5 protein-coding genes and 2 pseudogenes are annotated in these 10,066 nt (G+C 65.0%); 6 read left to right on the top strand and 1 reads right to left on the bottom strand.

Annotated features, from left to right (window positions below; genetic code table 11):
* The 6 genes and pseudogenes from ACWFRJ_RS44480 to cas3 form a co-directional block, all read left to right on the top strand.
* Window positions 1-122, top strand: a pseudogene (locus ACWFRJ_RS44480) (tyrosine-type recombinase/integrase); the annotation flags it as partial.
* 1,453 nt (window positions 123-1,575) lie between these two features.
* Entirely contained in the window at window positions 1,576-2,181 is a 606-nt protein-coding gene (locus tag ACWFRJ_RS44475; RefSeq protein ID WP_453544801.1) for a CRISPR-associated endoribonuclease Cas6, read from the top strand.
* Entirely contained in the window at window positions 2,181-3,566 is a 1,386-nt protein-coding gene (locus tag ACWFRJ_RS44470; RefSeq protein ID WP_453544799.1) for a hypothetical protein, read from the top strand. The genes ACWFRJ_RS44475 and ACWFRJ_RS44470 overlap by 1 nt, the downstream gene beginning before the upstream one ends.
* Before the next feature lie 2 nt (window positions 3,567-3,568).
* Window positions 3,569-4,597: a type I-B CRISPR-associated protein Cas7/Cst2/DevR gene (gene cas7i / locus ACWFRJ_RS44465; RefSeq protein ID WP_453544797.1), complete on the top strand. Its 1,029-nt coding sequence runs from the start codon at window positions 3,569-3,571 to the stop codon at window positions 4,595-4,597.
* Between the two features lie 123 nt (window positions 4,598-4,720).
* Window positions 4,721-5,407: a CRISPR-associated protein Cas5 gene (gene cas5 / locus ACWFRJ_RS44460; RefSeq protein WP_453544795.1), complete on the top strand. Its 687-nt coding sequence runs from the start codon at window positions 4,721-4,723 to the stop codon at window positions 5,405-5,407.
* A complete protein-coding gene (gene cas3, locus ACWFRJ_RS44455; RefSeq protein WP_453544793.1) occupies window positions 5,400-7,784 on the top strand; it encodes a CRISPR-associated helicase Cas3' in 2,385 nt (794 codons plus the stop codon). Before cas5 ends, cas3 begins: the two co-directional genes overlap by 8 nt.
* Before the next feature lie 2,160 nt (window positions 7,785-9,944).
* Here the strand turns inward: cas3 and ACWFRJ_RS44450 are convergent.
* Window positions 9,945-10,066, bottom strand: a pseudogene (locus tag ACWFRJ_RS44450) (tyrosine-type recombinase/integrase); the annotation flags it as partial.

The following is a 10,066-nucleotide window of genomic DNA, read 5'->3' as shown; positions in this document are numbered from 1 at the left end:
CTGACGTCGCCGAATGGATGGGCCACAAGAGCATCGACATCACATACAAGATCTACCGACACCTCCTGCCCGGCTCCATCAGCGCCGCCGCGAAGGTCTTGGGCATGGGGTTGATCGCATAGCCCAGTCGGTACCGACGCGACCTCCGCATCCCACGCTGCCGCAGGAAGTCGAAGAAGAGCCGGTAGTCGTACGTGTAGTTCCACTTCTATTTCCCACCCAGACGAGCGAACGACGAGCGGAACAGATAGATGAAGACGCTGCACCCGGTGGATCCGGCCCGCGCACCATGTGGTTGTGATCCCTCGCAGGTCGAGGACCCGGTGCGGAGGGGGGCTCCGTGACCGCGCATTCACGTAATGAGCCCTCGTCAGGTCGATGAGAACGCAACGCGTTACCGTCCCCGCATGGGCACAGAGGCGTTGTCACCCCTCGTCGGGTTGATGAGGACCGGGATCGTGCTCTCCCCGACCATGTGGGAGCAGGTGTTGTGACCCCTCGCAGAGGCGATGAGGACGTCAGATGCCCATGCTGCGACCGTCCTTCCAGGCCATGCTGCAAATCCTCGCAGGGCATTGATGAGGACCACCCACCTCGGCCACGCACGCTCGCAGCAGGCTAGTTGTGACCCCTTCAGGGGGCGATGAGGACAAGTGGGCGCGCTGCGCTCATGCAGATGCCGGTAGCGTTGCACCCTCTCGCAGGGGTAATCAGGGCGGATGCCTGGGGTCGACAACAGGTCACGCTGTGGACGTTGTGATTCCTCGCAGAGTCGATAAGGGCTGGCGAGAGCCGCTGGTACAGCGACCGCGTGCCATACAGGTTGTGATCCCTCACAGGGGCGATGAGGGCACGGCGTGTCGGATCCAGCGGTCCCCGGAGTGGGTCGTGTTGTGGCCCCTCGGAGGGTCGATGAGGACAGGGCACGGCCTACTTCGGCGGCTTCGGCCCATATAAGTTGTGACCCCCCGCAGAGCCGAGGAGGACCGCAGGACTTCTCATCCGCGTACTCCAGTGGGTGCTGTTGTCATCCCTTGCAGGGAAGATGGCGACGCACGCGCCCGGCACCAGGGAAGTCCAAGGCATCGCGGTGTGATCCCTCGCAGGGTCGATGAATGGCATGAAGGTTTCAAGATAGCGAGCGCTTCCAGGGCCTACCTGGAGCAGCTAGCGGCAGACCGTACCCCACCCCTTGGAATCGCACCCTTATGCGACCGCTACCGATCGCTTATGCCTGCACTTGGTCACCTCCACTGCCGTTGTCAGTGGCCGCTGATAGACCTTCAACTTCGGCTAACAACAGCAGAGTTGGTCGTGATAGGCATGCCAGCATCTCGATTTCCGTAGAGATACCTCTCATACCGAGATCAGCATTCCTTGGCGGACACACGCGTGCCCGTTGACCAGCAGAAAGGGGGGAATATGCGTCTGCGCGTCCACATCAGCACAAGAGCCCGGGAGATTCCGTGGGACCAGGTCATGGCACCTGGCCGTGCCATCGTTTACACCGCCCTCGCACGTCAGGCACCACAGCTCGGTGCCAAGGTCCACGACGGCGGATGGGGTCCACATCGCATGGCGCCCTTCGGTCACAGCACCCCGGGGTTCCCTGAAGCTTCTCGGATCAAGGGCACTTACGTCGCCGGAGGGAGCGGCATCATCGAGTTCGGAAGCCCTGTAGGCGAGATCATCGATGCACTTGCCAAGGACTTCACTATGATTCCCCTCCTGGACTGGGGCGGCGTGGCGCTGAACATCGACGCCATGACGCGCCTTGTTCCGCCGGCCTTCGCCTCCGGCCGGGCGAGGTTCCGCACCGTCAGCCCCATCGCCGTGAAGAGCGAGGTGACGCGGACGTCCGACGGCAGCCGGAGGGGAGGGACGTGGGTTCTTCCGGGCGATGCGGGATTTGACGTAGCGCTTAGTCACAGCCTTCGCCGGAAGGCGGAGACCTTCGACTGCGGCTCGGCGGATCTGGAGGCGATTACCTGGATCGGGCCTCAGCGGTCCTTCTCGGTCGTCGGCCACGGCACGACTACCTCAGGCCCGGTGCGCTGGGGGAAGAAGACCGGCGCGGCTGTGGAGATCGAGGTATCAGGGGCGCCCGCGGCGCTCCAGGCTCTGTGGTCCTGTGGCATCGGTGGAGCGACGTCAGCTGGTTTTGGCTGGGTGAGGTCCTGATGACGACCACCACCGCGCAGGACGAACTTCGACTCACCGCACATCCTCTGCAGCGTTCGGGCGCCTACGCCATCGCCGCCCTCGCCAGAACAGCGCACCCGGAGGCCGTCACGGGCGCCCAGTTCCACCAGGTTGTCCAGCGCATGATCGCTGATCTGATCGCGACCAGCACCGTCGCCAAGGGCAGCGCCGGCTGGTACCTCAAGGGCGCCTCGTACACGCTGTGGCCCAACTGCGCCCTGCACTACAAGAGCAAGTGCACAACCGAAGGGATCACCGCCTGGCGCACGCCACCTCCCGTCGAGGAGTGGCCCGGCGCACCGTGCTCGCTGTGCGGAAGGCCAGCGTGCGCCTGGTACGGGAACGTCGACATTCCCCTGGGTGCCAGCGTCGAGCACCGCAACACCACCGCCCCCGACCATCAGGGCAATCCGCTGTGCTTTCCCTGCGTCAGCAGCTTCCACGCTCTGCCCTACGCATTCACCGCGGGCGGCGGTCTCCTCCAAGGCGTCCACTCGTGGGATGAGAGGTTCATGGCTCGCGCCACTCGCAGCGCGGTACCCGTCAACTGCCGGAACATGGCCATCCGGGGCGACCTCAAACGAGACGGTGGAGCCTTCGCGGTCGAGCTCGCCGCCCTGCGGACGCTGCGCTGGTGGGACCGCCGTATCACCGCCGGGGTCCAGAGCATCCAGTTCAGCAACAGCACCAGGGACATGAAGTTCCAGGTCGAGGACATGAACCAGTCCCTCGCCGAATGGCTGCGGACAACCGCCTCAGACTCCCAGCGCCGCACCGGCTTCCGATACCTGGCTGCGAGCCAGGCCACGGCCAAGGTCCCAGGACTGCGCATGCTCGCCTGGCGAGCCTTCAACCGCCCGGAACAGATCCCCTACCGGGCCACCGCCTGGCTCCGCGACCAGATCACCGACACCGGCCGCATCCCAGCCTCGGTGCCGCATCTCACGCCCCTCATCCGCTCCTACCTCACGGAGGTCCTGCACGTGCTAGAGAAAGAGGTCGGGCACGTCACCACCATCGCCCGCCGTATCGCCGACGTCGTCACCACCGACGACGACAAACGCCTCAAGAAGTTCGTCGTCGCCACCCGCAGGCCCAACGATCTCAAGAGCTGGCTGCGAAGCGAGATCGCCGACTGGGCCAAGAAGCGCCCCGCCGACGCTGCGAACTCTGCCTTCATCAGCGTCCCCCAGTGGCGAACGCTCTTCGACTCCGGCAACAGCTCCTGGAGCGCCCGCGAACTCCTCTTCGTCGCCGTCTTCGAGGAGCTCTGCACCCGCGGAGCCACGCTCGAGGCCACCGACGAAACGACCACCGACGACGACTTCAAGACCCTCGACACGAATGCCCCGGAAGAGAGCTGACCATGAGCGTGTACCTCACCGGCAAGGCCGTCCTCGACATCCAGGCCGGCGCCCCCAACAACGGGCGCGGCACAGCCGACCAGGGCAACGTCACCCCGGTCAAACAACACCGCACCGGTGGCAAGACCTACCCCTACGGATCCGCGCAGTGGTGGCGCCGCATGCTCAGGGACAGCTTCCCCGACACCGACATCCCTTCACCCATCATCGTCAACGGCAAGGACGCCAAGCAGCAGTCCTACACCTCTGGCCGACCCGACCGACACACCGACGATGACCTCTTCGGCTATATGGCCGCCACCAAGACTGCCCAGCACATGCGGGACACCGTTTTATCCACGGGCACCTTCGTCTCCGTCGCCCCAGAACGCCCCACCCGCGACTTCGGCACCATGAACAGGGGCCTGCCGACCGGCGCCAACCCCATCCTGCACGAGCACGAGTTCTACACCGCAGCGCTCCAAGGAGACCTGCGCCTTGACCTGTTGCGGGTCGGCTTCTTCGAACAAGAAGGCAGGGTCCGCAAGGCGGCCCTATCCGACGAGGCCGTCAAGGAAGCCCTCCAGGCCGGATGCGTCGAAGTCACCCGCCGAGGCAACACCGGCATCCTGCTGCCCATCGAAGAGCGCCGTCGACGCGTGGGCCTGCTGCTGCGCACGCTGGCCTCCATGCACGGCGGGGCAAGTCGTTCAGCGCACTACGGCGACCGGACACCAGCCCTGATCCTCCTGGCTCCGATCCAGGGAGGGAACCAGCCATTCACTCGGATCCTGGCGCCCGTCGACGGAGAGATCCGCTTCTTCCCCGACACCCTCCGCGAGGAGATCGCAGCCTGGGCCGATGTCCTCGACGGCAAGGTCCACCTGGGCTGGGCCCCGGGCTTCCTTGGCGACCAGCGCGAGAGCGCTCGCGCCGAACTGGACGACCTGATCACAGCCGGCCGCCTGGTCATAGACCACCCCCGCGTAGTCCTGACGAACCTCGCCCAGGCCATCGACGACGGCCATCACGACATTTGGTTCCAGGACTAAGTCCCACTTATCGCCCCATAGGGGCCCAAGTATCACTACCCGGCTCCCTCACCACAGCCCCGCACCAACAGGCCCCGCACCCGACCGGGAAGACCGGCTCACCACGAACAGCCAGGAGAACCCGTGGCACCTGCCGAAGCCCTCGAGATCACCGTCACCGCGCCCATCGCCAGCTTCCGCAATCCTCTCTATCAAGGCATGCAGGTCGGCCTTCCCTGTCCTCCGCCGAGCACCGTCGGCGGCATGCTCGCCGCCACCGTCGGTACCTGGGACAAGGTCCCCGAGAACACGCGGTTCGCGATGACCTTCACGGCAGAAGGCTCCGGCACAGACCTGGAGAGCTACCACCCTGCCTCCGCCAAACCCGCCTACCGCAACACCACCATCAAGGATCGCGATTTCCTCACCCACATCACCCTCACCACCTGGCTGACCGCCGAACTCGACATGTGGGAGGCGTCCATCCGAACCCCCGTCTGGCCACTGCACCTGGGACGCTCCCAGGACCTCGCCAGCGCACGCACCCGCCGCGTCCACCTCACGGAGCACCGCAGCGGAAGCCAGGGCCACGCCGTCATCCCCCACACCACCCCGCCGGATCCGCTCTCCACCGACAACGGTGAACAGATGCGGCTCCCCACCTCCGTCTCCTTCGACCGGGCCCGCACCAAGTGGGACATCTACCGCTACGCCTGCACCGGCACAGATGCCGCCATCGACGCCGACTACGTCACAGAAACCGGCCAGGCTCTAATCCTGCTCCCCCCAGCCCACCCCGTGCACGCCGAGCCCAAGGATGAACATGCATGACCGCCACTCCCTCCGCGCAAAGAGCCCCCGCGGCCACCGCGCCACGGGCGAGCTGCTCACGGATCACTCCCTGACAACGCTCCACCGCGCCAACACGGTCACCGATCGCATCGGACGCTTACCCATCGCACATCACCGCTTCGCCCTCTGGTTACGGGGCGCCGCCCTTCTACACGACACCGGCAAGGTCGCCTACGGCCTGCAGCGGCAAATCGGCAATGCACCTGAACCTGCCGAAATCTGGGGCGAGCGACACGAGGTCCTGTCCCTCGGCTTCCTCCCCACCATCCTCGCCGAGCTCCCTCGTGACGAGCTCCTGTGGATCGCCACCGGCATCGTCGCCCACCACCGGCCGCTGACCGGCGGCGAAGGTCGCAACCGCGCGCTCCTCGCCCTCTACCGGCGTGACAGTGCAGAAGACTTCGCGCGAAAGTTCGGTCGCATCGACACCGCCGCCGTTCAGGACCTCGCCAACTGGTTGCACACCACCGCCGTCACGGCAGGTCTGGGCTCCCCCGGCCCGCCACCAACGCTCACCACCGAGAGACTCCTGAAAGACGCCCACACTCTCTTCGGTGACCTCATGGACCGCTGGGAATGGCCGCTGGAATCCGATGAGGACGCCGACGGGCTGACCGCCGTACTCCTGCAAGGCGGAGTCACGATGGCCGACCGCATGGCCTCCGCCCGCACACCCGTGCACCAAGATCACCCACTCACCCCCGCATACCGACAACGCCTCGAAGAACGCCTCCGAACCCACGGCCACAGCCTGCGCCCGCACCAAACTGAGGCCGCGCACACTAGCGGTCACGTCTTCATCCGCGCATGGACCGGCTCCGGCAAGACCGAAGCCGCACTTCTGTGGGCGCTGCACAACCTTCAGGACATGGCCGCCGCAGGCCAGGGCACCCCCCGGGTCTTCTACCTGCTGCCCTACCTTGCAGCGATCAACGCGATGGTCCGCCGTCTCGAAGAAGGAGAACTACAAGCCACTGGTCAAGTGGGTGTCTCCCACTCCCACGCCGCCTCCTACTACCTCAGCCGCGCCCTGAACGATGACTGCGCCAGCGACGCCGAGTCCCTCGCCGCCGCACGCAAATCCCTCGCCCAAGAGAACGCCACCCGCCTCTTTCGCGAGCTGATCCGGGTCGGAACCCCCTACCAGCCCCTGCGCGGCGCTCTGGCCGGCCCCGCCCACTCCAGCGCCCTCCTGGACGCCGCGAACTCCCTGTTCATCCTCGACGAACTGCACGCCTACGACCCGCGACGCCTCGGCATGATCCTCGCCATGATGAGCTTCTGGGAGCACCTCGGAGGACGCATCGCCATCGTCTCCGCCACCCTGCCCGACGCACTCCAGGACGCCATCCAAACCGCTCTCGCCCAGCACGTACACCTCATCCAGCCGCCGAAGGACACCGTCTTCCCCCACCGGCACCGCCTGCTCACACACGACAACGTCCTTGGTTCGGATGCAGCCATCACCGAGATGACCGGCCGCATCGAGGCAGGAGAAGCGCTCCTCGTCGTCGCCAACAACCGGCCCAACGCCCGTGCCCTCTACCGCAAGCTCGGAGGCATCGCCCGGCGCGTCCACCGCGAACAGGATGCGGCGATCATGCTGCACTCCCGCTATCGCCGCGACCACCGGGCTGCCATCGAGGACCGCATCCGCGTCCGCTACCGCAACGGCCACCAGGACCGGAAGGGCGGCATCCTCGTCGCCACCCAAACCGTCGAAGTGTCACTCGACGTCGACTTCGACACCATCCACACCGCATGCGCCCCCATGGATGCCCTCTGCCAACGCTTCGGCCGCGTCAACCGCAGCGGCGCCAGACCACCGGCAGACGTCATCGTCCACACCCCCAAGTACCTGCCCCGTCAAGGCGATCCTGGTCTCTTCGCGGACGGGGTCTATCCCAAGGAACCGGTCGCCCTCGCCTGGCAGATTCTTCGGCAGCACAACGGCGTAGTCATCGACGAAGCCATCATCACTACGTGGCTCAACCAGATCTACGCAAACACCCCGGGACGCTGGGGCAACGCCTGGCGGGATGAACTGGACCAATCGAAGGAGCGATTCACCCACGCGTTCCTGACCTGGAGCGAGCCCTTCCGAGACCGCTCCACGCTCAAGAGCGACTTCGACGCGATGTTCGACGGAAAGGAGGCCATCCTCGCAACCGACCGACCTGAATACGAATACCGCCTCGCCATCGACGACGGCCGACGACCAGGACGCCTCCTAGCGGAAGACCTTCTTATCCCCATATCAGGCAACATCCGAACAGCTTGGGATGAACAACTCAAAGTTGACATCATCGAGGCCGAATACGACGAAGAGAATGGCCTCGGAACAATTCGAAAATGAGCGCAGCTCACGCCACGCCCTTGAGGCAAGCACCTTGAAAAATTCATAACCATCATCACCCCGATAAGGGGTCACAACGTACGTGAAATCTCTCGCTCGATCCCACTTCATCGCCCATCCGAGGCCACAAACCCCGCCCTCATCGCCCCAGCGAGGGGTCATAACAAGCGCCGCTAACCCATCAGTGGATCGCCTTCGAGTCTTCATTGACTCTGCGAGGGATCACAACATGCAGACCAGCTCGCCTGTCAGGACGTCCCGCCCGGTGCTCATCGACCCTACGAGCGGTTGCAACAGGCCTCCGAAGTTCTTGGGGCCCTCGACCTCGATGGTCCTCATCAGCCCTGCGAGGGATCACAACGCTTCGCGCTGCGGCGACAGGCGGTCAGTCATCTCAGGTCCTCATCGCCCCGTCGAGGAGTAACAACCCCTTGAGATCGCCCGCGATCAGCGTCCGTGCCCGGTCCTCATTGCCCCTGCGAGGGACCACAACAAGTCGTACGGGTCCTCGGCCTCGTTCATAATGCGGTCTTCATCGCCCTTGCGCGGGGTCGCAACTCGGCGTTGCAGACAAACTCGGCCTGCCAGTAGCCCGTCCTCACCGGACCTACGGGGTCACAACAGCGCCGTCTCCGTGCGAAGCTGCCGGTCTTTATGTCCTCGTCGACCCTGCGAGGGATCACAACAGGTACCACCGCCGCTGTACGAAGAAATCGCCCACCTGCTCTCATCCCCCTGCGGGGCTCGCTACTTCTTGATCGCCCGGGGTGTGCCTGCCGCGTCATCGAGTCCTCATCGCCCCTGGGAGGGATCGCAACCCCACCGGGCGCACCCACCAGGCGTGGTCTACGTCGTGTCCTCATCGACCCTGCTAGGGCTCACAACGCCAGCGAGTGGCACGGGCCGACTGTGCTGCTGGGGCCTCATTGGCCCTGCGAGAGATCACAACGCGTACTTCTTGATCTGGCCCATGTCGCCGCCGGTCCTCGCAGCCCCTGCGAGGGATCACAACTGCTTGGTCAGCGGGATGATCGCCGCGCCGCTTGGGGCCCTCATGGACCCGGCGAGGGATCCCAACGACACGAAGGCCTGCTCCCGATCCACGATGATCATCGTCTTCATCGACCCTGCTAGGGATCACAACTGGGTGGCGGCGACGACCAGCTTCATCAGCGAGGCAGTTCTATCGCCCTTGCGAGGGGTTACCACCGTACGACGATCCACGGACGCCCGCCCGACCGGTTGGGTATTCATCTGCCCTGCAGGGGGTCACAACGGCACCGTAGCCGCCCACAGGATGACTCCGACGTGCGTCCTCACCGATTCTGCGAGGGGTCACAACTGGATCGTCTCGGTGTACTTGTCGCCAGCGAGGCGGGCCCTCATCAATTCTGCGAGGGATCACAACCTGGTGTAGCCGAGCATCTGCGGCGGCGACTCGAACGTCCTCATCGACCCTACGGGGTCGCAACTCCAGTACCAGGCGGTCGCAACAGAACCCACGCCCAGTCCTCAACGGTCACAAGTAGCCGGGCAGCACCTTGGTCATGGCGAGGGCGGTTCCTCATCGACGCCGCGAGGGCTCGTAGCTCGGACAACAGCTATTCAGCCGGTCCTGGTCAGCTCGTCGTCATCAGCCCTGTAGGGCTGATAACGCATGCGCATAGGTCGACACCTGTAGTGCTATCTCAGGCCGTCGTCAGCCCGAGAGGAATCTCAACATGTCTGGCGTGCCTGCCGAAAGGTCCTGGATAGCCGCGCCTAATCCAACCCGCGAGAGTTCACAATGCGTTCGTGGAGCACTCGGCGCCGGCTGCGGCCACGGCCCGTATCGCCCCTTCGAGGGATCACAACACAAGGCAAGGGCCCGGTGCGATGCGCTCATCGCGGTCCTCTTCGGCCCTGCGAGGGACCACGGCTCGTCAACTCTGTTGGGCGGCGGGGCGAACACGCTAGACACAAGATGCGGTTGTGTCCGCCTCGGCGCGATCTTCCGATACGCGCGCGGGCAAGCGGCCCAAGGCCGGAACAGCCAGTGGCCCGCTGCTCTTGGGGCAGTTCCGACCCGTATCATGCGGTGTCGCTCGGTTTGGTGAATGGGGCCTGCAAGCCCTTCGGATAAGTTGTTCGAGTCCCCCTCTGCATGGCCCGCAGAGTTGCTCAGGCAGCGAGTCCCAGATCGAGCATCCCCGCGGCGGCGCTGATGGAGCCGGGCAGGAGGTGTCGGTAGATCTTGTATGTGATGTCGATGCTCTTGTGGCCCATCCATTCGGCGACGTCAA

Source organism: Streptomyces sp. NPDC055239, from assembly GCF_053606205.1.
Note: the sequence above shows the minus strand (reverse complement) of the source record. Positions and strands in the feature narration are given on the sequence as shown.